The following is a 22,825-nucleotide window of genomic DNA, read 5'->3' on the forward strand; positions in this document are numbered from 1 at the left end:
CGTGCTTCCACCTGCTAAGATGCTGGAAATGCACGGCTTCTCCTGCACCACTCGGGATAAATTTTAATCGAATAGGTACTATTTTCCTTTTTAACCGTTAGATTTGTAAGTCATGCTTGTTTCAGAACCACCCACCAAACAAATCTTATGAACGTTTACCTGCGAACGCCTGCTCAGTGGGCAGGGCTCTTTATTTTTATCTTGCTTACAGGGCCTGCGGCCCAAATTCTGAGGCGCTTATAGACGAAATCGAAGAAGAGACAGAAGAAATTATCGAAACGGTTTTTGGCTTCCTCGCAGATGAATTCGAAGTGCTGGAAGGAACAGTCGCCAAAAATCAGACCCTCGGCGCGCTACTTTCTCCCCTAGCGGTTCCCTATGAAGTGATCGACCGACTCGCGAAAAATGAGGCCTTCGATGTACGTAAAATCGCTTACAATAAAAAGTTTACCGTGCTCTCTGCACGCGATACAGCTAAGCCACGCTACTTTATCTACGAGCCGAATGCCTTAGAGTATGTGGTTTTCGACCTGGAAGAAGCGATCGTGTACAAAGAAGAGAAGCCAGTGGCCTATGAAACCCGCGAAATCGGAGGCAGCATTTCTTCTAACCTCTATGTAAACATGACCGCCCTCGGTGGTGGTCCGGATTTAGTGGATCAGTTCGCTGACTTATACGGCTGGGTAGTGGACTTTCAGCGCCTACAAAAGGGCGATGCCTTTAAAGTCGTCTATTCTGAAAAGGTAGTGGACGGGCAGCCAGTCGGCATCGGTGAAATTCAGGCAGCTTATTTCGAACACATGGGCGAGCCGTATCATGCCATCCCCTTCGAGCAGGAAGGGGAGCTCAACTTTTTCGATGCCGAGGGCAATAGCCTAAAAAAGGCCTTTCTGCGCGATCCACTGAAATATACACGGATCAGTTCACGCTATAACCTCAACCGCTACCACCCTGTCCAAAAACGGTACAAGCCGCACTTAGGCACGGATTACGCAGCACCTACTGGCACAGAAATTCGATCCGTGGGAGATGGCACCGTAGTAGAAGCCCGCTTTACCTCTGCGAATGGAAATTATGTCAAGATCAAGCATAACGCCACCTACACCACCCAGTACTTGCACATGTCTAAATTTGCTGCCGGCATGAAACCCGCGCCCGCGTACGTCAGGGGCAGGTCATCGGCTATGTAGGTGCTACAGGTTTAGCCACCGGTCCGCACTTGTGCTTTCGCTTTTGGAAAAATGGCAAGCAGGTGGACTGGTTGAAAGAAAAAATTCCACCTTCCACCCCGATTTTGCCTGAAAATAGAGCGGCTTTCGAAGCGATGAAAAATGAAGTCTTCGAGAAAATGGCAGCCATACAGCTGGGGCCGGACTCAAGTGCAGGGGAAACGACCTTAGCCTCCCGGGAATAGGGCAGGCGCAGAGCACTTACTCAAGCTAATCTAAGGATATTTCATAAAAAAAGGAGCCTCAGGCTCCTTTTGCATTATTTTTCGAATGTTCTTTTTTCAGTCTTTTAACATAAGCCATTAAAAGTTTCATTCGCTGGCTTCCCTTCAGCGTCGTGGAGGAAGCCAAATGTTCCATACTCCACTGCATATAGATTATTAAGTTAAGGGTGAGCTTAAATAACGTTCGTTCACAAGAGAAAGTTGGCCTCTCTTCATAAAAATTTTATAAAAGACCTCAATTAGCTTGTAATTTCTAGCTGCTCCTAGTATTTTCCTCCTGAAAAATGCCCACTACCATGTTACGACGCTCCCTCTGCTTAAAATCCCGCATTCTTTTTCTCCTTGTTTTCTTCTCCTTACCGACATTACTTATGGGCCAGCAGCGCTATCGAGATTATGGTTTAACGATGGGGGTGATGGCCCCCGGTCCGGCGAATCGGATCACAGACGTGGCAGGCGTCCGCGTCGGGCACCTAACCCGCATAGAAGGCGACAGTATTCGCACTGGCATTACGGCCATTTTGCCCCATGGGGGCAATATCTTCCGCGAAAAAGTCCCCGCAGCGATTTACGTGGGGAATGGTTTCGGAAAGTTAGCCGGACTTAGTCAGGTGCAGGAGCTGGGCAATATCGAGACGCCGATTTTACTTACCAATACGCTGGCAGTAGGAGCGGGCATAGAGGCAGCGGTGCGCTATACCCTGGCCCAGCCGGGAAATGAAGCAGTGCAGTCCGTAAACGCGGTGGTCGGGGAGACCAATGACGGCTACCTCAATGCCATTCAGCAGATGCCCTTAACGGTGGCTGATTTCCGTGCAGCACTCGAAAATGCGGGAACAGCAGTGGCAGAGGGCAATGTAGGGGCAGGAACAGGTACGATGGCCTTCGGCTTTAAAGGGGGCATCGGTACCTCTTCCCGGAAGCTGCCGGCGAGCTTGGGTGGCTATACCGTCGGGGTGCTGGTCCAAAGCAACTTTGGTGGTGTCCTGGCCATCGATGGCAAGCAGGTCGGTCGAACTGTCCCAATACAGTTTTCGGCGGCAGCTGGAGTCCGCTGATGGCTCCTGCATGATCGTGGTGGCTACGGATGCCCCGCTAAGTGCCCGCAATTTGGAGCGACTTGCCAAGCGGGCGATGCTGGGGCTGGCGCGCACGGGAGGTATTGCCTCGAATGGCTCGGGTGACTATGTGATCGCTTTCAGCACTGCTCCTGAAAATCGGGTTCCTCATCAGCCGGAGCCCTTCCGTGCGGCTGCGCCAAAGGACCTCCCGAATGATGGCATGAGCCCCCTATTTCTGGCAGTCATAGAGGCCACGGAGGAGGCCATCATCAACTCCCTATTTATGGCGGCCCCGATGGAGGGTCGGCAGCAGCGTCGCGTGGAGGCCCTTCCGGTAGAGGCCTTGTTGCCGTTTTTACGTGGGGAGGAAAAGGAGTAGCCTTGGCTGAATACCTGCTGCTGTCAGGCCTTCGGCCAAAGGTCTTGGCTGCTAGCCGCTTTTTCGCTCCTGTGAAGAGAGCAAAGAGTGAAGTAAATAATTACGGAAGCCTGCCGGAACTTCCCGCTGGAACATAGCGTTATCCGCAGGAAAAATATGCGAAATTCTACTTTGTTCCCGGTATACATCTCCCTTTTCTTACTTTTTTTTACGTCCACCGCTCTTTTTGCGCAGCAAGAGGCAGGTGCAGAAGAGCTGCCTTACTGGCGCTGGAGTCCTGTAGTGGGTTTTGGCTCCTCGAGCTAAGTAATTTGCCTGAAGGCATCTACCAAGACGGCGGTGTAAACTTCCAGTTGGGCGTGCAGCTGGAGCGTCGCTTGAGCAAGCGCTTTTCGCTGGTCAGTATGCTAGAGTATGAGGGGATTTCTTACTCGATTAATGCGCTCGTGCAGCCTGTAGGTGGGGACGAGGGCGCAGTGCTGCAAACTCCCTTGGCGGGAGAAGCCTTCCCACGTATCCAAAAGGGCAATGCCGCTTTAGGACTCTACGGTCGCTACTATGTTTTTCAGCGGGAGCCACGGGATGCCTGTGATTTCGGGCGAGGCGTCTTCATTCAGGGGGGTGCGCGCGTGGCGCAAGCCTTGTTTGCGCGAAATAGCTTTGTGTTGGGCAGCACCCGCAGCGCCAATTCTATTCAGGAATTTATCAACCCACAGGTCTTGCAGTTCGAGTTGGCCGTAGGTTTTACGGGAGAATTTCCGAGTGTTCTAGCTCTTTTAAGTTCCTCTGTGTTAGGGATAAATGTACAGGCCACTCCTTTATTCCGCGAGCAGATGTCTCTACCGGTTCTTAATCCTGTGCATTTAACTTGGCGCTTCGTTTTCTAAAAGCGGCTAGAAGGAAATACGTCTCGGCAGTGATAACAGAAGTCTTAGGAACAGGGCGGTGTGTTTTTACCTGGTCGGGCTTGGCAAAAAGAAAGTAAGAAATTTCATGGCTTGTTGAGGCATATTGTATTATTTTACGTTAAAGAATACAAGCCATAATATTGTTCTACTCTTGAAAACAACAACCTATAATATCGACAGAATCAATCACTTGATCCAACAATACCAGTTGGGTAAGGAAGAGTTTTTGACATTATTAAGTGAGGGGTTAAAACATCCTTTGACTTGGGAGGCTGTTTTCAAGGAAGAAATACAGATCAATCATCTTAAGCGGATAGATAAGATTTTCAAAAAAGGGCTCTCTTATTACCTAGATCCAACTGCACCTGTAACAAGTAAGGAGTCAAGTATTTTTTTTCGGAAAGAAAAATTCGGAACTAACTTAAATCTTGCTTCAAAGAAAATCGTCAGTCAGTTTGAAGATCTCAAGATTTCTCTTTCAGGATTGGCCAAACTATCTGACATCAATCTGGAAAGAAAACTTCCTGTGTTCCACAGTCATGATAATCCAGTTTCAGTAGCGAATACGGTCCGTGAACTATTAATGCCTCGCTTCAAAAAAGATCCAAAGAAATTTCTGAATGCCTTAATTGATACATTTGCTGAATACAACATTTTGGTCTTTGAATATGTAGAGCATCCCTCTTTAAAAGAAAAAACCAATATTGATGGATTCTTTTTACAGCCTAATGTCATTGTGTTGAGGAGAAATCAGGATTATTTCAAAAGAGAAATTTTCACCCTTGCGCATGAGCTTGGTCATTATCTTCTGAATCAAGAAGAGATAGAATCCATGGATTACGATCAAATGGCTTTTGGGAAGATTAGTAAGGTTGAGGCATGGTGTAACCATTTTGCTTTCGCTTTTTTAGCAGGAAACGAGCTTCTTAATTTGGATAAGCTACCCAACCTAACTGCTCGTAATGATTATAACTTTAATGAAATCAAGACCATTTCGGATCATACCCATTTGAGCTTTTCAGCAATACTAACCTATTTGGTTAAAAAGGACAAAGTCAGTGGAGCGATTTATGCCAAAATGCGAAGAAATCAGGAGGAAGAAATTCAGAATAGGAAAGAAGAAGAAAAAAAGAAGCGGGAACTAGAAAAAGAAATGGGTAAAGCTTCCACAGCAAGCCTAGCTAAACCCATTCAATCCCCTTTGTTTGTTTCTACTATTCAGTCTGCGTTTTTTGACGGGGTAATTAACGAGTTTGAACTGTGCAAAACGCTAAATCTCAAGCCCAACCAACTTGAAAAATACCTGAGATGAAGGCAATAATCGATACCAGTTCCCTTTTGAGTTTGGTTCGGTATTACCTGCCTTTTGATAATCATGGCGTACTTTTTAATTTGATTAAGAGTAAAATTGAATCAGGCGAAATCGTAATCCTCGATGCAGTTCTACAAGAGTGTAAATTTGTTTCCAAAAAGCTTGTGGTCAATAAGCTCACCTATTTGGTTGACAAAGAGTTTCAGAAATCTTTTCAATTACCTGTGAAGACGGAAGAGCTAATTCCTTTAGCACCGAAAAAGTTTTTAGGCATGCTTCAAAATCAATTCATATCAAATCATTTTCAATTTCGAAAATTGAATTCGGCAGAGTTTGAGGTAAAAAAAAAGGAATTTATGGAATCGGCCGACGCAAAAATGATCATGCACTGCCAGTACATGATAAAAGATTTTCCTAATAAAGATATTTTTATTGTAACAGAGGAAAGCATCTCAGAAAACGATCTAAAGCTGTTTAAGAAAATCCCGGCGATCTGTCAAATTTTAGATATCAAGGTACTGAACCTTCCTGAACTCTTAAGCAAGTTTACTGAATTGGATCTTGGATTTAACTTCAAAAAATAAATTTGTTCTTATCCCCACAGGCAGATGCTTGAGAACGAGGTCAATTAATCAGCCCTGCAGGTAATCTGTTTGATACAGTTTGGTCATCTGAATAGAGTCAGACTATAAGATTAGCTGAAACCGATTTTGAATGAACAGTTTCGGGGATAGTTCATGTGTGGGGGACGTTAAAAAATTCTAGTCTCCAAATCGAAAGTCGAAACGAAAGTAAAAGAAACCCAAAAAGAAAGCAAACGAAAGCAAAACGATCAAAAAAGAAAGAAAACGAAAGCAAACGAACATAAAATCGAAACAAAAAGAAAGCGCCCTACCGAAATAGAGCGCTTTCCCATGTCTTCTCTAAGCAAGCTTATTTTAACCATACCAAAGAAACCTCATCCGGCACCTTAGCCCGATCCGCGATACGCATGTAGCGGCCCGCTAAAGTGGACAGGTAGTCCTGCGCCTTCGCAGCTACATCCGTCAAGCCTCCGATGGACTCTACCTTCCAAAGCTTCACCAAGTGATCGATGATGCGCGCATAATCCCAACTCGTATAAATGCCGATCTTCTGTGTAATCGCTGAAAACTGGTCGAAAAGGGTAGGGTTACTGCCGCCCTCGCCCATCAGCACCGCCGGCATCACGATCTGCTTCCGCATCATCTTCTCAAAAGCCAAAACAGCTCCCGCAGGATCTAACTTGAAAATCTCCGCCATAAAAGACTTGTACGCCTTTTCATGACGCGCCTCATCTCCGGCGATCGTCTTACAAATACGCGAAAGGACATTATCCCCTGCAGCATCGGCCAACTTACCCGTGTTCACATGGGAAATCTTCGTGGCACGCTCCTGGAAAGAAGTGTATATCATCGCCTGGTACGGATCATTCTCCGACTTAGGATCGAAACCATTATAAATTAAGCGATGGATCGTCTGCTCCACCTTTTTCATATCCGCACGACCACTTAAGTATAAATACTTATTCAGCAGATCTCCATGCCGATTTTCTTCCGCCGTCCAGGCTCTCGACCAGCGCACCCAGCCCCGATTACTCAGGAGAGAGCCCTCTACGTTTATGCCCTCTAACAGGTTGAAATACGTCTGGTAAGATGGAAGCGCCTCCTCCGTGATCATATTCCCCACTAAAGAGGTGATCACCGTATCCGGAATGCCCGAAGCACGCTCGCGCAGAAGACGGACTTCGTCCAAAGCATTTTCTTTACTCATGTCCGGAAGAAAGTCTGTGGGCTGCCAGCACTCATCCGGGTTCTCCAACACGTTATCCACCGCCTGACCCACGAAGCTGTCCAACTGACTGACTACTTCCAGGTTTTCTCTAATTCATTATTAATCTTTGTCTTCTCAGCCATAGCTACTCTTTCATACTGTGAATGCCAGCCTTTTACCAAGTGGTAAATTCGCCTAACATTCTAATTCTCTATCAAATGTAAGCAGGATTTTTTGCATAACCCGAGCAAAAACTCGATTTGTGATTTGAGTTTCTTTCCTAAGGAAAAGCGGCTTTTAAGAACCGTGTGCGGCTATGGCTTTTTTAAATCAGCGACGTAAAACCCAAAGTTTTTGGTCAAATCCCGCCGGTGCAGTCTCGCGAAAACGTCCTGCAATTTTCTCCAAATAAAGAGTATTATACCGCAAGCGGGTCAAGTAATTCGGATTATCGGGATCCCCATTCCAGCAGTGTTCAAAGCGATCACCGTAGGCCACCTCTCCCGCATAATACGGATTTTCGGTACTTTCGAGGAACTCCTCTGTTAAATAAACGGCATTATTCAGGTAATAATTGTCCATATCACCGCAGTAAATGTGGATTTTGCCCGCCAGGGCGGACCCTATCTTATCCCAGTCCCGCTCCATGATGTAGCGCAGATCATAGTTTTCCTGCCAGTGGGCAGCCACCTCCTTGTCGATCACGCCGCTATACTTATCCCAAATGGGTTTCGGGTAGCCATCAGCACCTACGGGCGAGTACACGGCCTGCCAGATGTCCCACTGATCACCCGAGCGGCTTTTATCCCCGCCCAGCGCCAGCTCTTTATGGTTCATGTCCACTAGCATGGAAGAGACATGCCCGAGGTAATTACGCCTCCCGACCCGCTGCGTGCGGCGAAAGGGGCCTTCCTCGTAGTAGGCGTTTTCATCTTCGTAGATGTTCACGACCGTGTAGGCGCGAAAATCGATGGGGTCGGGACAGGCAGCGAAGCAGCCATTGTAGGCATCCGGGTAAAAAACTTGCGCGGCCAGCGCTTCCCAGCCTCCCGTGGAGCCCCCATACAGAAAGCGGGCCCAGCCTTCTCCGATACCCCGAAAAGTTTTTTCGATGTGGGGGATGAGCTCATAGGTGATGGCATCTCCATAGGGGCCGAGGTTCGCCGAGTTTACCGCATAGCTGTCGTCGTAAAAAGGATTCGGATGCTGAATTTCGATGACGATGTACTTCGGAAAATCCTCGGAAATCCACTGCTGATAGAAGTTGTAGGCTTCTTCCTGCACGATGCGCTCATAGCCATAGATGCCGAAGCGCGCATTATAGGTGTCAGGCAGGTCACTGTCGGGAGGATCGGTCCGAAACCCGCTGAGGTCGGATGGAAAGTGCCCGTGAAAGATCATGAGCGGATAGTACTCCTCGGGAGACTGCTCGAAGTCGCGCGGGAGCAGCACGTGTGCGCCTAAGGTCATCTCACGACCCCAAAAGGCACTTAGCAACTCACTTTTTATCTCGATATGCTTGACGAATTCCGTGTCTGCGGGCTTTTCCACGGGAGGAATGGCATGGGCTACAAGCAGGTCGGCACCATGCAGCTGCCCGTTCCGCACCTGTACGGGCTGCACGCTGCTGTAGAGATTGCCCGGTGTCCGGTTCCACTGCCGTCCTTCGCCCTTATCCGCGGGGAGCAGGATCTCATGGCCATCGGCACGGACGTAGCGTTCGTGCTGGACGATAAACGCTTGCGCAAAGTAGTCGCCATCGGGGAGTTCGCGCCAGTCTGCTACGGGGTAGCCGAAGACGCTTAGGTCAAAGGCCATGCTGCTGCCACTGTGCCCGCTAAAGTCCTGGCCGAACACCTGCGCAGAGCCCACGCCATCACTAACTGCAAAGCGCGGTTCCACACCTTCCTGATGGTGAAGAAGTAGCAGGAGGCGGCCATCCCGAACCTGCTCTTGAAGTTCAGGCGCGATGAGAATGTCGAGAGGAGGGAGTTGTGTGGCCTTATCTTGGCAGCCGTAAAAGAGGAGGAGGCCGAGGGCCAAAGTCCAGGTGGTGAATGTCTTCATGTGCTCGAGGTTAAAATGCTATTGCTGGTGATCTAAGATAAAAAATAAAGGGATGAATCGGGAAACCTTTACATGTGACGGGGATAGGCTTTTTTTATCACCCTGATTTCGGTGAGGAAAGGTAGAAGCCTTTTTTTGCGGTGGCCACCGCCACTATCCAAATTTTATGTAAGCATTTGGCCGCTTGTCAATAGCTCCTGTGGAGTGGTGCTCATGCCGCGTATCTTGGAGAAAAAAACAGTCTTATGAGGAAGAAAATACTTGCTGGGCTGCTGCTATGCGGCATGCTATGGTCCTGTGGTGGAGGCCCCGCGCAGGAGGAAGCCATCGACTATAGTACCCTAGATGAAGCAGAGCTTTTGGCGGCAGCCAGTGCACTCTCGCAGCGTCTGATTATCGTGGATGGGCACATGGACCTGCCTTTCCGCATGTATAACCTGGGGCATACCATGGAAGGGGAGGTGTATAACTTCATCGAGCGCCAGGAGTCGGGGAATATCGACTATGTGCGCGCACGTGAAGGGGGTCTGGATGCTCCGTTTATGGCCATTTACATCCCCGCGGGTTATCAAGAGCGAGGAGGGGCGAAGGACTTGGCCGATACCCTGATCATGATGATGGACCGCTTGGTGGACACCTGGCCGGATAAACTGGCCCGCGCCACCTCGGTAGCAGATATCCGTAGAAATCATGAAAAAGGCCTGCTGTCTTTGCCCTTAGGCATCGAAAATGCGGCAGCCATCGAGGATGACCTTTCTCTGGTGGAGTACTTTTTCGATAAGGGCGTGCGCTACATGACGCTGACGCATGGGAAGGATAACCTCGTGGGCGACTCCTCTTATGACGATAGCGAAACGCACGGAGGGCTGAGTGATTTCGGGAAGGAAGTAGTTCGGGAGATGAACCGCCTCGGCATGATCATCGATGTTTCCCACATCACGGACAAGACATTTTTCGATGTGGCAGAGCTCAGCCGGGCCCCCATCGTGGCGACGCACAGCAGTGCCCGGCATTTCACGCCCGGCTTCGAGCGCAATGTATCGGATGAAATCATTAAAAAAATCGCCGAAAAAGAGGGCATGGTCATGATCACCTTTGGCGGTAGCTTCTTAGACGAAAACTATTCCAAACAAAATAGCGCCAACCGTGCACATATTCAGGAATGGCTGAAGGAAAATAACCTCGCCATGCGCGATGAAGCTGCGCAAGCGTATATCCAAACGTACATGGCAGAAAACAAGCCTTCGGTTTCCGTCACCAAGGTGGTGGATCACATCGACCACGTAGTGAAATTAGTGGGCATCGACTATGTGGGCTTGGGCTCAGATTTCGATGGAGTAGGAGATACGTTGCCCGAAGGCTTAAGGACGCTTCCATGTATCCGAATATTCTGGCGGAGCTGTTAAAGCGTGGCTACAGCGAAGAGGACATCGAAAAAATATGCTCAGGAAATTTCTTCCGCGTGTGGGAGGCCATCGCCGCTGTGGCAGGCTGATGCGATAAGAAAATTTAAGCAGATAAAAGTAGCTAACCATGCACCTGGAGGCATTATACCTTCAGGTGTTTTTTTAAGATAGCGCGTAACTCTTCGATGCGAAATGGCTTGCTCAGGTAGTCATCCATGCCCGCTTCCAAGCATTTTTCCCGATCTCCTTCCAGGGCAGAGGCGGTTAATGCGATCATAGGCACCTGGCCGCCCGGAAAATTACGGAGAATTTTTACGGCCTCTAGTCCGCTCATTCGTGGCATGTGGACATCGATTAGCACGAGGTCGGGCTGTAGGGAGGGGAATTTCTCAACCAGCTCTATTCCGTCTTCCACCTCGACGACCTGCGCATGTGGCAGGTCTTTTCGCAGCAGTGTTTTGGTGAGTAGAATGTTCATCGGATTATCGTCCGCAACCAAAATAGTGAGTTTTTCTTGTGGTTCTTCCATGGCTTGCGTATGTGCTAAGTGAGTAATCGAGTCGGCTTGCTTGGCGGAATGGGGAAGCATTTCCACTTCTAAATCGAAGTAAAAGGTGCTCCCCTCTCCGGGTAAGGAGTGCAGTTTCAGTTTACTGCCCATAAGAAACAGTAATTTGTTACTGATTGTTAGCCCCAGTCCAGTGCCACCAAACTTGCGGGTGGTGGTGTTATCTTCCTGTGAGAAGGCCTCGAAAATGCGTTTTTGGTTGTCGGGATGAATACCGATTCCCGTATCGATGACAGCGAATTGGAGGGAGGTTTTTTTCCCGACCTGTTTGCAGCGGAGCTGTAACGTGACCGCTCCCTGCTCCGTGAATTTGATGGCATTACTAAGTAGATTCAAGAGTACCTGTCGAACGCGGGTCTCGTCTAAGCGATATTCCGCCTCGGGAGGGCAGCCGGAGTGACTGGTATCTATAAGAATGCGAAGGCCTTTTTTTTGTGCCAGCGGCTGGACGATGCGCAGCGTTTCTTGTAGGAGTGCTTCGGGCTGTGTGGCTTTTAGGTCGAGTTCCACTTTGCCCGCTTCGATTTTAGAGAAATCCAAAACATCGTTTATAATGCCTAGCAGAAGCTCTCCGGATTGGATGATCGCTTCGGTGTAGGTTTTTTGCTCGGAGTCAAGCTGGGTGTGGAGGAGTAAATCCGAAAAACCGATGATGCCGTTTAGTGGGGTTCGGATTTCATGGCTCATATTAGCCAGGAACTCAGATTTAGCTAAGCTGGCCTCCTTCGCGCGGTGCATGCTTTCGGTGAGGCTGATTTCTAAGTTTTTTCGTGCTAAGGCATTCGCGATGCTGTCAGCGAAGCTCATGAGTAGGGCTTTTTCTGCTTCCGACCATTTTCTGGCACGCGTACAGTCGTCGAAGCCGGCATAGCCCCAGAACTTTTGTCCTAAGAAAATCGGAATGATGATGATACTTTTAATGTCTTGCGCCAGCAGCAGGTCCTGAAGGGGCCCCTTTTTCGAGTTCCTCCACCACACAGTAGAAGGGTTCGTTTCTATTTAAGTAGTCCACAGCCTCCCCGTAGAGTGACATGGGGATATTTTGTAGGTCTGGGTTGTTGAGCTCCGGCTCTACTCCGGCCTGCGTCCATTCGAAAAGTTGTGAGCTTAAGACCTCACCATCTTTAGCTGTGGAGTTTTGGAAGAGGTAGGCACGATCGGCTGTGGAGGCCTTACCCACGGTGACGATTGCCTCCCGTACCGCTTCTTTAAAGTCTACGTTGGAGAGGAGCTGCTTGGTGGCCTTTGCGATGGCCTGCAACATGTTTTCATTTTTGCGAAGCGTCTGATTGGCTTCTTCCAGCATACGCCCATTCGCCTGCACCAGTGCTTCTGATAGCTGCTCCTTTGTAACATCTTTTAGCGTAGCCACATAGACGATGTTGCCATCCAGCCGGAGTGTATTGCCGATAGTCAGTTTCAGGTGGCGCGCACGGATAGGGTCTAAGGTGATGAATGTGTTTTCCTTTGGCTTTAGCTGTTCCTGCAGTTCGGGATAGAGGGAATTCAGCGCATTTTCCGCTGACCTCAGCTCTGTGCTTTCTATTCCGAGGAGCCTACGGACAGCGGGATTCGCAGCGATAAGCTTTTTGTCTGCGTCCAGCAGGATCAGCCCTTCTTCTGTGGCCTCAAAAATGGTCTTATAGGCGATCGGCAAGACTTCCAACACTTGAAAGCGGTTAAATCCCCAGTAAAACAGCAGCACACTAAAAAGCAGGCTAAAAGGAATGGGGTCGATGCCTGGGGGGTAATTTCGAGTAGATCGGAGAGGTGTGCCAGCCAAGCACAAAACTGCCAGCAAGTAAAATGCGGAGCTGAGGCTTAAAGTTAGCAGCACCTCGCGGAGGTGCTGTATAAAAAGGATATTCGCCACCAGTACGGGCACAAGACCGAAGATGGCGTAGACAAAATAAAGGGGGCCGGGCTCAAAATCTATCAGGGGCACTTCAGCCTGGGTATTCAAGCTAAAGCTAAGATAAAACCACTGATGCTGCTCATTCGTAAATAAAGTAATGATAAAAAAAAGCGCCGCCAGATGGTAGCCGTAAAAAAGGCTTTTGGGAACAGGCTTTTCCGTGTAGCTGAGCGCAAAAGCCAAGAGGTAAATCGGCAAAAATGCCCCTGGAATATATTCTAGCTTGAAGAAGAATACCGTGTTATCGAGCCCTTTGGCCATAAGCTCTAAGCCGTAAAATAAGGCATAGAAGAAACAAAGTGTCACTAAGGCGAGAAAATAGTGCTTGCTATCTTGTGCGGGTTTTCGCCAGATGGTAAGCCCTAGGCCGAAACTCAACACCGCTAAAAAAAAGATGATGAGCGAAAATATGTTGAGTTCGAGGTTCATATTCGGTATATACCGACTAAAGTAGAAAAAAAATTGTTAATTTCTACCATTCATAAATGGTCTGTAACCGTTCATTCCTTCCTTCACTTGCTTAAGGATTAATTAAAAAGTAGTGTTTTTCACTTTCGGAAGCCTATTTTTTGACTGCGGCATTATATTTGACTACATTACTCATGAAAAATACAAAATTATGAAAAAGCTAATTTATTTCATCGCCTTAGGATTCTTCTTTTTAAGTGCCGATTTGGCCTTTGCACAAAGCACAAAAGAAGAGGTCAAAAAGGAACAAGAGGCCATAAAGGCAGAAAAGAAAGCTGCCAAAGCGGAGAAGAAAGCTGCTAAAAAGGAGCTGGCCGACGTAAAGAAAATGGAAAAGCAGGCGCGTAACCTCGAAAAAGCCGAAAAGAAACTGGCAAAGCTCGAGCAGAAGGCTTCTAAAACGGATGCGAAACGCGCCCGTCAGCAGGCAAAATACGATAAGGCCAAGCGCCGTGGAAAAGCCTCCGAGGCACAGCTGCTAAAAATGGAGGTAGACCTGAAAAAGTTAGAGCTTGACTTGGTTAATTTAAACAACGATATCGTGGAGCAGCGAAGGACAGTGGAAAAACTGCGCTACTAAGCAGCCTTCACTTCAGCATACCTATTAGGACCCTTCGGGGTCTTTTTTTTGGCCCCCGGCCAAAGGGGGAACCGGGGGACTTCCTGCTACTTTTAGCTTTACAGGCGAATGTTCAGGAGTCCAATGCTGCCAAAACGGCTTGAATTTGCGGAAAAAAGCCAAATAAATCCAAATAAATCGGACATAATGGCTTGATTATGATGGGGAAAGCGATTGGAAGAGCTTTTGCTTAGGGAAATTCAACGAACAGCATAAACAGCACAATCATGGACTATAAACAATTCACCGTTAGCGTTCAGGAGGCCTTGCAGCGGGCCGCGGGCATCGCGCAGGAATCCGGACATCAAGGAATCGAAAGTGGGCACATGCTCCGTGCGCTGCTGCAGGATGAAAGTGCCGTCATGGGCTTTTTACTACAGCATGCTGGCCTGCAGAAAGGGGCATTAGAAAAGGAGGCGGAGCAGCTGATGAGGAGCTACCCGAAGGTTTCTGGCGTGGATCAGCCGTATATGGGACAGTCGCTGTCGGCTGCTTTTCAGGAGGCCAAGCGTTTTCAGCAGCAGCTCGGCGATGCGTATCTGGCGCTGGAGCACGTGTTTCTGGGCCTGGTGCAGGGTAAGGAGGCCACAGGCCAAAAGCTTCGCGCGCTCGGACTAAAAACGGAGGGGCTGTTAAAAGGAATAGAACAACTAAGAAAAGGAAATAAAGTGACGAATCAACATGCAGAGGGAAATTACAGGTCGCTGGAGAAGTATGCCAAAAACCTGAATGAACTGGCCAAGAAGGGCAAGATAGATCCAGTCATCGGAAGGGATGAAGAGATCCGTCGGGTGCTCCAAATTTTAGCCAGGAGAACGAAAAACAATCCTATCCTTCTCGGAGAGCCCGGTGTCGGGAAGACCGCGATCGTGGAAGGGCTGGCGCAGCGCATCGTGAGCGGTGATGTGCCGGAAAATTTAAAGTCAAAGACGCTGGTGTCCCTAGACATGGGGCTCTTAGTGGCTGGGGCTAAGTATAAGGGGGAATTTGAGGAGCGTCTGAAGGCTGTCATCAAAGAGGTGACCGATTCGGATGGGGAGCTGATTCTCTTTATCGATGAAATTCACACCCTGATCGGTGCAGGTGGCGGCGGAGAAGGTGCTATGGATGCGGCTAACCTGCTAAAACCTGCTTTGGCACGCGGTGAGCTCCATGCCATCGGCGCTACCACGTTAAAAGAGTATCAAAAATACATCGAGAAAGATAAAGCACTGGAGCGACGTTTTCAGGCCGTTATGGTCGATGAGCCTGACGCGGCGGATGCGATCTCGATTTTGCGCGGGATAAAAGACAAGTACGAGCTCCATCATGGGGTGCGGGTAAAAGACGATGCGGTGATCGCTGCTGTGGAGCTTTCCCAGCGCTACATTTCCGACCGTTTCCTACCTGATAAGGCCATCGACCTGATGGACGAGGCCGCTGCCAAGCTGCGTATGGAGATGGACTCCCTCCCTCAGGAGCTCGATGAGCTGAACCGGCGCATCATGCAGCTCGAAATCGAGCGTGAGGCGATACGGCGTGAGCAGCATAAGGATAAAGAGGCAGTGCTTTCGAAGGATATCGCCGCCCTGGAAGAAAAGCGCCAGGAGGTAAAGGCCGCTGGGAGTCAGAAAAGGGGGTCATCACCGGTATCCGTGAGCAGAAAGAGCGTATCGATCGCCTCAAGCAGGAAGCCGAGCAGGCGGAGCGCGCCGGCGATTTCGGCAAAGTGGCGGAGATTCGCTACGGAAAAATCGCCGAAGCGGAGAAGGAGCTGGAGCGGCATAAGGAAACATTACGCAGCATGCAGGAGTCCAGCGCGCTGCTGAAGGAAGAGGTGGATGCCGAAGATATCGCCGCTGTGGTAGCCAAGTGGACGGGCATTCCGCTCGCCAAAATGCTGCAGGGTGAACGCGAAAAACTTCTGCATCTCGAAAAGGAATTGTCCAAGCGAGTGGCGGGCCAGCAGGAAGCCATTTTAGCCCTTTCGGACGCTGTGCGCAGAAGTCGAGCAGGGCTCCAAGACCCCAAGCGGCCGATTGGTTCCTTCATCTTTATGGGTAGCACGGGTGTCGGAAAAACGGAACTGGCGAAAGCACTCGCGGAGTATTTATTTAACGATGAGCAGGCCATGGTTCGCATCGATATGTCCGAGTATCAGGAGCGGCATGCGGTTTCCCGCCTCGTGGGAGCCCCTCCAGGATATGTGGGCTATGAAGAGGGAGGTCAGCTGACAGAAGCCGTTCGGCGTAAGCCTATGCGGTGATCTTGCTGGACGAAATCGAAAAAGCCCACCCGGATGTGTTTAACATCCTGCTGCAGGTACTGGATGATGGTCGTCTAACCGATAATAAGGGGCGTGTGGCCAACTTTAAAAACACCATCATCATCATGACCACGAATATGGGGGCCAGTTTGATTCAGGAGCGCTTCGCGGAAATAGAAGAGTGGAACCGAGAGGAGGTGTTGGAAGGCACGAAAGAAGCCGTCTTTGAGCTGATGAAACAAAGCCTCCGTCCGGAGTTCCTGAACCGTGTGGACGAGCTGGTCTTATTCGAGCCTTTGTCCGCTCAGGTAACGCGCAAGATCGTAGACATTCAGTGGAAAGAAATCCAGCGCCGTCTAGCCGAGCGCCATATCGAGATCGAGGCCACGCCGGAACTACTGAACTATATCGGTAAAGTCGGCTTCGATCCGAAGTTCGGTGCCCGTCCGCTGAAGCGCACTTTCCAGCGTCTGGTGCTAAATGAGCTTTCGAAGCAGCTTTTAGCAGGCTATATTCGAGAGGAAAGCGCCGTGTTAGCGGATTTAGATGCAGAGCAGCAGGTCTACTTCAAGCAAATTCAGGATGTGCCTGCTTTGTAAAATAGTGTGTATATAAGGTGTAAAAAGCGGTCTTCGGGCCGCTTTTTTTACGAACTTTTCTTTCCACCGGCAGTTTAGTGAGCACCTATTTAAAGGGGAATTTCTTTATGATGGAGGAACATTACTTTCAGTGCCCCTACTGCTGGGCGGAGATTTCCATGCTGCTCGACCCTTCTGTGGAGGAACAAGTCTACATCGAAGACTGCGAAGTCTGCTGTAACCCGATCGAGCTGCGTGTCGCCTTCGAGGAGGGCGAATTAACCTATTTTGAAGCGAACGATATCGAACAGTAACATGCTCATCTCTCCTGGTACAGACCTAGAAACCGTCTTTCAAGACCTTAAACATGAATTACACCGCGCAGTGCTGGATCGGAGGCATCCTTTTCGTTTCGTGATGCTGGCCACCGTAGATGAAGGGCAGCCCGAGGCCCGCTACATCGTGCTGCGTCAGGTCACGCAGGAGTTGCGCTTCCTCTTCTATACAGATGGTCGCACCCCGAAAGTGCGCCAGCTGGAGCAAAACCCCCTGGCCTCGCTGCTGCTGTATCATCCGGGTAAGCGTGTGCAGGTGCGGATGCCCGGCCACTTCGAGGTACTGCGCCAAGGGTCCCTCTGGCAGGAGCATCGTGGGCGTGTGCAGGGAGAGGCGATGAAGGCATATAGCCCCACTTTGGCCCCCGGCCGCGTGATTCAGACGCCAGAGCAGGCCTATCGCTGGGAAGAGGAGCGCGATTGGTTTACCCTTTTGGCCTTCCGGCCAAAGTCCATGGAGCTCCTGCAGCTTCAGGGCCTAGAGCATCTGCGGGCTAATTTTCGCTACGAGCAGGCTTCCAATACCTGGAAAAAAGAATGGGTAGCTCCTTAAAGAGGCTACCCATTTTGTATGTATAGAGTGGCGTATGCCATCTATTTTTCCTCACAGTTTTCTGTTCTGCGGGTGTCGAGTACGTGCACGATCTGCCAGCGGTCTGCTTCCTTTATGAGCTGAAAACTATTAACTCCGCAGTGGCTAAAGTTTCCGCTTACGTAGAAGCGATAGGGAGTCCAGGCGTGCGCCAAAGGGCCATCCATTCGGATCATCACATCCGTGAGCTGCTCGTCCAAGACAGTACCCTCAGGGGTTTCCGCTATGCGCTTCAGGAAGGCTTCCACATTTCCAGGGCCCAAGTAAGGAGCGCCCATTTCGTCCAGTCCTACCGTCTGCATGCTCGCTTCGGCATGGAAGAGAGGGGCAACACGCTTCGCATCCTTGGCCTTCATGCCTGCGAAAAGCTCTTGGAGTAGTGCTTCGATGGCCGCTTTTTCCTCACGCTCCTTCTCTGCATCGACTTGCTGCTGGGCGAAAAGCACCGCAGGAATGCCGAGGAACAGAAGCAGAAGGAGGCTATATGCGCAGGCCTTAATCATTTTTCTCAACGGTTCCACCTGTTCCTGTACGGACTTCGATGCGGGAAGGGTTTCCGATGTAACGGATCCGAGCACCCGTAGCTGCTGAGCCGGTGATCTCATTTGCCACCTCGAAAGTAGCTCTTCCAGCGGTGTTTCCCTGTACTTCGGCGCGGTTCGCCTTCAGCTTTTCGGCATCTACTTCCGCACTGGTAAATACTTTTAGGTTCAGTAGATCGGTACTTCCCTCTACGAAAATCTTCGAGCTGCTGGTCGCGTCTAAAAACAGTGTTTCTGTGGAGACTTCGGCTTCGATGTAGCCGCTAGTGGTTGCGGCGAGGACCACTTGGCTGGCATCTAAGAGATCTTTTACGACCACAGAGGCGCTAGTAGCGGCGGCTATTTCGTCTAGCTCCGTGTAGGTAATGACCATTTTAACGGTGCTAGAGCGGAAATTTCCTCTCCCTAACTTCACATCTAAGGTCTCCTTCGAAACCTCGGTGATGATTTTGTCCAGGTCGATGCCATTCGCGGTGATGGAAGCGGAGGGGCTGTCTCCTTTGCGCAGCTCCACTTCGATGCTGTTCGCCACTTTAATCTTAGAGAAATTACGTAGAGAACGTTCCTCCGTGCGTGTCTGCGCGAGGAGAACGTGCGTGAGGGCTAGACAAGCCACTAGGGTAGTGAAAAGGTACTTTTTCATTGGTTTAATTCATTAAAGATTCTGTGGGAGCCTATGGGCAGGGGGGCTGCTTAGGCTCTTCCGTAAAGCTTAAAGGTCATGTTCCGTAGCGCACTGTTGTTCACAGCATAGTGCATCGCCTCTGCGATTTCGCCTGGACTTACCCAGGTGCTGAAGTCTGCATCCGGCATGGCCTCGCGGTTTTGCGGGGTGTCGATGATGCTCGGCACGAAGATGTGCGAGCGTACATTGGTGTCTTTGCACTCTTCTGCTACATAGTCCGCTAGGGTCATGACAAGCTTTTTACTCAAAGCGTATGCCACAACGTCCTTTCCGGCCTCGTTTTCTACTGCTGGGCGGGCGCCGATAAAAAGGAACTGTCCATGGTTGGCTTCTTTTAAGCCCGGTAAAAAGTGTTTAACCAAGTTAAAGGCGGAGTAAAAGTTGAGCTTCATCATCTGATCCACTTCCTTTACATTTACATCTTCGATGGCGCCCATGGCGAAACCGCCCACAAGTAGGGCGATAGCATCCACGCGGCCATACTGCAGCTTATACTCTTGGGCGAAGCCTTCACGGCCTCCTCGTCTGTCACATCCAGTTCGTAGATGTCGTCTGCTTCTTCGATTTCTTGCTCCTCGCCAGGCTGTGTGATGGCGATGACATAGTAGCCTTCCCGTTTAAACTGTTCGACTACTGCTTGACCTAAATTTCCGGCCGCGCCGGTGACGATAATATTACGCTCCATATAAATGATTACACTGATGACAAATCTAAACTACTAATTTAAAATTATATTTGAGTACATCCCATGATTTCGGCATATTTAAGTGCTGTAGATCCTGAGATGGAGGGAAAACCAAGATAAAATTCCGTTAGCTTCTTGCATTTAGCTCTTGGTGTTTCTTTCTGGATGTGGCCATACCCCTGTTAGCAAAAAAACAGTTATACACGTTGTATACGGGCTTCTGGCATTAGAGTATTCGAAAATTAACATAAAAAGATGGGAAAAGAAGAAAATTATTTCGATTTGGTCTATGAGGTGGTGCGGCTGATACCTCGCGGGAGGGTGACTTCCTATGGGGCCATCGCGCACTACCTCGGCATGAAAAGCGGTGCGCGGATGGTGGGCTATGCCATGAATGCCGCACATAGTCAGCCGGATGTGCCTGCGCACCGGGTTGTAAATCGCTTGGGTTTACTGACGGGCAAGCATCACTTCGGTGCTCCCGATGAGATGGCAAGGAGGCTGCTGGCTGAGGGTATTCCCGTGGAGGAGGATCAAGTGCAGGATTTTCAGCGCTACTTTTGGGATCCTGCGCAGGAGCTGGCTTTATAGGCTGGCAGCTGGCGTGCCGGCAGGGGGAACCACTTCTTTACCGCGCCAGAGGAACAAGAGTAAAAACATCAGGGCTCCATTTAGAATAAGTGCTTCGAATCCGAACTGGTAGCCCCAAAGCCAGCTTTCTGAATTTTGGGTGATGAGAAAGGTGAGCGTAGGTGCCAGGATGCCCGCCAAGGGTACCTTTTTATCCTGCACCTGCCAGCGGGTGAACAAGCCGAAGGCGTAAAGTCCTAGCAGTGGTCCGTAGGTATAGCCCGCGATTTTAAATACAGCGGTGATGACGCTTTGATCGTTTAGCCAGCGAAAGGCCATGATGCAGAGAAACATGAGCAGGGTAAAGGCGAGGTGTACCTGTTTACGTACTTGGGTACGTTTTTCGGCAGGATAGCGTCTTTCGATCTGCAGAAAATCATAGCAGAACGAGGTGGTCAGCGCTGTCAGCGTGGAGTCCGCGCTGGAGTAAGCTGCAGCCGTAATCCCTAAAATAAAGATGATTCCTGCGAAAGCCGTCATGTGGTTCGTCGCCAGGAAAGGGTATAGGTCGTCAGTCCGCGCGGGCAGAGAGATCTCCTCTTGGGCGGCATATTGATAGAGTAAGATGCCGAGTGAGAGGAAAAGGAGATTCACGAACACCAGGATCAGCGTAAACCAGAACATATTCTTTTGGGCTTCGCCCAAAGACTTACAGGTCAGGTTTTTCTGCATCATATCCTGATCCAGGCCGGTCATGACGATGGTGATAAACATACCGGAGGCGAACTGTTTCCAGAAGTTATTTGCCGACTGCCAGTTCCAGTCGAAAATTTGGGAGCGGGTGTCGCTGCTTACGCGGTCGATGAGTTCCAGGGGGCCTTGAATGCCGAGGCTTTGCGCCAGCAGAACCAGTGCGGAGACTACGGCGGCCAGCATAAAGAAGGTCTGCAGGGTGTCTGTCCAGACCACGGTTTTTATGCCTCCACGGTGGGTATAAATCCAGATCAGGCTCACGGTCAGTAGGACGGCCACCCAAAACGGGATGCCGAGGGGTTCGAAAAGGATGAGCTGCAGGACGCCGGCCACGAGAAAAACGCGGATGGAGGAGCCCAGGGTGCGGCTGAGGATAAAGAAAAAGGCGCCAGTTTTATAGGACCAGAAGCCAAATCGCGTCTCCAGATAGCTATAAATGGAGACTAAATTTAGCCGATAGTAGAGGGGAAGCAGGACGCGGGCGATGACCAGATAGCCCAGGGTGTAGCCGAGCACCACCTGGAAGTAGTGGAAGTTCGAGCTGCCCACCTCGCCGGGCACAGAGATGAAGGTGACGCCAGAAAGGGAGGCCCCGATCATACCGAAAGCCACTAAAAACCAGGGCTTTGACGGTCTCCTGTAAAAAAAGTGTCCGCAGAAGCTCCACGAGAGGTTAATCGGGAGATGAGGAACAAGAGCAGGAAGTAAGCCGTTATAATAAGGAGTACATGGGTGGTATTCATGGAGTTAATTTCCGGTGGATATCGATGGCGAAGTTGAGGATTATAATTAAATTTGCAAAATGAAAATAGAAGCACAAATATTTCCGGAGTACGAAGAGGCAGAATTGCTGGTGGAGGAGCTGGTCGATACGGAGGAATGTGAGCTCGTCGTTTTTAATGATGACGTGAATACCTTCGATCACGTGATTAATGTGCTCGTAAAGGTATGTCGCCATACCCGAGAGCAGGCCGAGCAGTGTACCCTAATTATTCACTATAAAGGTAAGTGTGCGGTGAAAAAGGGAACGCGCACACAGCTGAAGCCGATGTGTCAGGCGATTTTAGATGCAGGAATAGAGGCCGCGATTCTTTAAGTTTTTTACGTGAATTATCCTTCTAAGCTTATCGAGCAAGCCGTTCTAGAAATCAGTAAGCTACCGGGAATCGGGAAGAAGACGGCTTTGCGTCTGGCTTTACATCTTTTAAAACAGAATGAGCAGACCGTGGAGGGCCTCACTGGTGCACTGAGTCGCCTCAAGAAGGAAACACGTTACTGTGAGCGCTGTCATAACCTGTCGGATGGGCCGCTGTGCACGGTATGTGCCTCGCCTTCGCGACAGGAAAATGTGATTTGTGTGGTAGCAGAAGTACCGGATTTGATTGCGATCGAAAACACGGGGCAGTATCGGGGTACGTATCATGTGCTGGGCGGTATCCTCTCGCCGATGCATGGAATAGGACCTGAGGAACTGCAGGTGGCGAGCTTACTGGAGCGGGTGAAGAGCGCGGGGGAGGAAATGGAAATTATTTTTGCGCTGCCTTCTACCATGGATGGAGATACGACCTCCTTTTATCTGATGAAACTTTTAAAGCCTTTCGGGGTGAATATCAGCACGGTGGCGCGGGGCATCCCGATCGGTGGAGAGCTCGAATATACGGATGAAGTGACGCTGGGAAGAAGTATTCTCGCGCGCGTGAAATATGATTTTGGGGGGTAATTTTTTGGAGATTGAAAAAATTGCTTACCTTTGCAACACCAAATTTCTAGGGGGATTAGCTCAGTTGGCTAGAGCGCTACACTGGCAGTGTAGAGGTCATCGGTTCGAATCCGTTATCCTCCACTTAAAAATAGAAAGCTGACTTCGGTCGGCTTTTTTTTGCTCCATACTTT

18 protein-coding genes, 1 tRNA gene and 5 pseudogenes are annotated in these 22,825 nt (G+C 49.7%); 16 read left to right on the forward strand and 8 right to left on the reverse strand.

Going from position 1 to position 22,825, the window contains the following annotated elements; translation table 11 throughout:
- Window positions 1–176 precede the first annotated feature (176 nt).
- From A3SI_RS05990 to A3SI_RS06010, 7 genes and pseudogenes are all read left to right on the forward strand, one after another.
- Window positions 177–1,190: a peptidoglycan DD-metalloendopeptidase family protein gene (locus A3SI_RS05990; protein ID WP_394330355.1), complete on the forward strand. Its 1,014-nt coding sequence runs from the start codon at window positions 177–179 to the stop codon at window positions 1,188–1,190.
- 29 nt (window positions 1,191–1,219) lie between these two features.
- Entirely contained in the window at window positions 1,220–1,414 is a 195-nt protein-coding gene (locus A3SI_RS23180) for a hypothetical protein (protein ID WP_394330356.1), read from the forward strand.
- 410 nt (window positions 1,415–1,824) lie between these two features.
- Window positions 1,825–2,893, forward strand: a pseudogene (locus A3SI_RS05995) (DmpA family aminopeptidase).
- A gap of 156 nt (window positions 2,894–3,049) precedes the next feature.
- Window positions 3,050–3,199: a hypothetical protein gene (locus tag A3SI_RS18820; RefSeq protein WP_156810189.1), complete on the forward strand. Its 150-nt coding sequence runs from the start codon at window positions 3,050–3,052 to the stop codon at window positions 3,197–3,199.
- A gap of 5 nt (window positions 3,200–3,204) precedes the next feature.
- On the forward strand, window positions 3,205–3,780 hold the full coding sequence (locus A3SI_RS06000) for a hypothetical protein (protein ID WP_009054350.1): 576 nt from the start codon (window positions 3,205–3,207) through the stop codon (window positions 3,778–3,780).
- 172 nt (window positions 3,781–3,952) lie between these two features.
- Window positions 3,953–5,113: an ImmA/IrrE family metallo-endopeptidase gene (locus A3SI_RS06005; protein WP_009054351.1), complete on the forward strand. Its 1,161-nt coding sequence runs from the start codon at window positions 3,953–3,955 to the stop codon at window positions 5,111–5,113.
- Window positions 5,110–5,697, forward strand: a complete 588-nt coding sequence (locus tag A3SI_RS06010; RefSeq protein WP_009054352.1) for a DUF4411 family protein — start codon at window positions 5,110–5,112, stop codon at window positions 5,695–5,697. Before A3SI_RS06005 ends, A3SI_RS06010 begins: the two co-directional genes overlap by 4 nt.
- Before the next feature lie 349 nt (window positions 5,698–6,046).
- Here A3SI_RS06010 and A3SI_RS06015 read toward each other — a convergent pair whose 3' ends face one another.
- Entirely contained in the window at window positions 6,047–6,988 is a 942-nt protein-coding gene (locus A3SI_RS06015) for an acyl-ACP desaturase (protein WP_009054353.1), read from the reverse strand.
- Between the two features lie 246 nt (window positions 6,989–7,234).
- Entirely contained in the window at window positions 7,235–8,971 is a 1,737-nt protein-coding gene (locus A3SI_RS06020) for an alpha/beta hydrolase-fold protein (protein WP_009054354.1), read from the reverse strand.
- A gap of 428 nt (window positions 8,972–9,399) precedes the next feature.
- On the opposite strand from A3SI_RS06020, the pseudogene A3SI_RS06025 reads away from it, so the two are divergent.
- Window positions 9,400–10,466: pseudogene (locus A3SI_RS06025) on the forward strand (dipeptidase).
- 53 nt (window positions 10,467–10,519) lie between these two features.
- Here the strand turns inward: A3SI_RS06025 and A3SI_RS06030 are convergent.
- Window positions 10,520–11,923, reverse strand: a complete 1,404-nt coding sequence (locus tag A3SI_RS06030) for an ATP-binding protein (protein ID WP_009054356.1) — start codon at window positions 11,921–11,923, stop codon at window positions 10,520–10,522.
- Entirely contained in the window at window positions 11,862–13,289 is a 1,428-nt protein-coding gene (locus tag A3SI_RS06035) for a histidine kinase N-terminal 7TM domain-containing protein (RefSeq protein WP_009054361.1), read from the reverse strand. Before A3SI_RS06035 ends, A3SI_RS06030 begins: the two co-directional genes overlap by 62 nt.
- Before the next feature lie 190 nt (window positions 13,290–13,479).
- Between A3SI_RS06035 and A3SI_RS17215 the strand changes: the two genes are divergently transcribed.
- From A3SI_RS17215 to A3SI_RS06055, 4 genes and pseudogenes are all read left to right on the forward strand, one after another.
- On the forward strand, window positions 13,480–13,908 hold the full coding sequence (locus A3SI_RS17215) for a hypothetical protein (RefSeq protein WP_156810191.1): 429 nt from the start codon (window positions 13,480–13,482) through the stop codon (window positions 13,906–13,908).
- A 266-nt stretch (window positions 13,909–14,174) separates the two neighbouring features.
- A pseudogene (clpB, locus tag A3SI_RS22285) lies at window positions 14,175–16,791 on the forward strand (ATP-dependent chaperone ClpB).
- A gap of 77 nt (window positions 16,792–16,868) precedes the next feature.
- Complete coding sequence (locus tag A3SI_RS06050) at window positions 16,869–17,084, forward strand: CPXCG motif-containing cysteine-rich protein (protein WP_238531625.1); 216 nt, start codon at window positions 16,869–16,871, stop codon at window positions 17,082–17,084.
- Window positions 17,059–17,658: a pyridoxamine 5'-phosphate oxidase family protein gene (locus A3SI_RS06055; protein ID WP_156810192.1), complete on the forward strand. Its 600-nt coding sequence runs from the start codon at window positions 17,059–17,061 to the stop codon at window positions 17,656–17,658. The genes A3SI_RS06050 and A3SI_RS06055 overlap by 26 nt, the downstream gene beginning before the upstream one ends.
- A gap of 41 nt (window positions 17,659–17,699) precedes the next feature.
- On the opposite strand, the gene A3SI_RS06060 is transcribed toward A3SI_RS06055, so the two are convergent.
- The 3 genes and pseudogenes from A3SI_RS06060 to A3SI_RS06070 form a co-directional block, all read right to left on the reverse strand.
- Window positions 17,700–18,200, reverse strand: coding sequence for a YybH family protein (locus tag A3SI_RS06060; RefSeq protein WP_009054374.1), 501 nt, complete (start codon window positions 18,198–18,200; stop codon window positions 17,700–17,702).
- Window positions 18,193–18,882: a head GIN domain-containing protein gene (locus A3SI_RS06065; RefSeq protein WP_009054376.1), complete on the reverse strand. Its 690-nt coding sequence runs from the start codon at window positions 18,880–18,882 to the stop codon at window positions 18,193–18,195. Before A3SI_RS06065 ends, A3SI_RS06060 begins: the two co-directional genes overlap by 8 nt.
- Before the next feature lie 50 nt (window positions 18,883–18,932).
- Window positions 18,933–19,609, reverse strand: a pseudogene (locus A3SI_RS06070) (SDR family NAD(P)-dependent oxidoreductase).
- A gap of 255 nt (window positions 19,610–19,864) precedes the next feature.
- Between A3SI_RS06070 and A3SI_RS06075 the strand changes: the two are divergent.
- The gene (locus A3SI_RS06075; RefSeq protein WP_009054383.1) at window positions 19,865–20,200 is read left to right on the forward strand and encodes an MGMT family protein; all 336 of its coding nucleotides are present in this window, start codon (window positions 19,865–19,867) and stop codon (window positions 20,198–20,200) included.
- Here the strand turns inward: A3SI_RS06075 and A3SI_RS06080 are convergent.
- Window positions 20,195–21,675 (reverse strand): annotated as a pseudogene (locus tag A3SI_RS06080) (sodium:solute symporter). The gene A3SI_RS06075 and the pseudogene A3SI_RS06080 overlap by 6 nt on opposite strands.
- 59 nt (window positions 21,676–21,734) lie before the next feature.
- Between A3SI_RS06080 and A3SI_RS06085 the strand changes: the two are divergent.
- The 3 genes from A3SI_RS06085 to A3SI_RS06095 all read left to right on the forward strand — a co-directional run bounded on the left by A3SI_RS06085 (window position 21,735) and on the right by A3SI_RS06095 (window position 22,775).
- Window positions 21,735–22,028, forward strand: coding sequence for an ATP-dependent Clp protease adaptor ClpS (locus A3SI_RS06085; protein ID WP_009054388.1), 294 nt, complete (start codon window positions 21,735–21,737; stop codon window positions 22,026–22,028).
- 9 nt (window positions 22,029–22,037) lie between these two features.
- The gene (gene recR / locus A3SI_RS06090) at window positions 22,038–22,652 is read left to right on the forward strand and encodes a recombination mediator RecR (protein WP_009054390.1); all 615 of its coding nucleotides are present in this window, start codon (window positions 22,038–22,040) and stop codon (window positions 22,650–22,652) included.
- Window positions 22,653–22,701: 49 nt separating this feature from the next.
- Window positions 22,702–22,775: transfer RNA gene (locus A3SI_RS06095), tRNA-Ala, on the forward strand.
- Window positions 22,776–22,825 lie beyond the last annotated feature (50 nt).

This window comes from Nitritalea halalkaliphila LW7 (genome assembly GCF_000265075.1).
GTDB classification, from domain to species: domain Bacteria; phylum Bacteroidota; class Bacteroidia; order Cytophagales; family Cyclobacteriaceae; genus Nitritalea; species Nitritalea halalkaliphila.

Bases quoted from the DNA above. Each gene is read 5' to 3' on its own strand.
- A3SI_RS06060 (WP_009054374.1), bottom strand. From the start codon at position 18,200: ATGATTAAGGCCTGCGCATATAGCCTCCTTCTGCTTCTGTTCCTCGGC.
- A3SI_RS17215 (WP_156810191.1), top strand. From the start codon at position 13,480: ATGAAAAAGCTAATTTATTTCATCGCCTTAGGATTCTTCTTTTTAAGT.
- A3SI_RS06035 (WP_009054361.1), bottom strand. From the start codon at position 13,289: ATGAACCTCGAACTCAACATATTTTCGCTCATCATCTTTTTTTTAGCG.
- A3SI_RS06075 (WP_009054383.1), top strand. From the start codon at position 19,865: ATGGGAAAAGAAGAAAATTATTTCGATTTGGTCTATGAGGTGGTGCGG.
- A3SI_RS06085 (WP_009054388.1), top strand. From the start codon at position 21,735: ATGAAAATAGAAGCACAAATATTTCCGGAGTACGAAGAGGCAGAATTG.
- A3SI_RS06010 (WP_009054352.1), top strand. From the start codon at position 5,110: ATGAAGGCAATAATCGATACCAGTTCCCTTTTGAGTTTGGTTCGGTAT.
- A3SI_RS06020 (WP_009054354.1), bottom strand. From the start codon at position 8,971: ATGAAGACATTCACCACCTGGACTTTGGCCCTCGGCCTCCTCCTCTTT.
- A3SI_RS06065 (WP_009054376.1), bottom strand. From the start codon at position 18,882: ATGAAAAAGTACCTTTTCACTACCCTAGTGGCTTGTCTAGCCCTCACG.
- A3SI_RS18820 (WP_156810189.1), top strand. From the start codon at position 3,050: ATGCGAAATTCTACTTTGTTCCCGGTATACATCTCCCTTTTCTTACTT.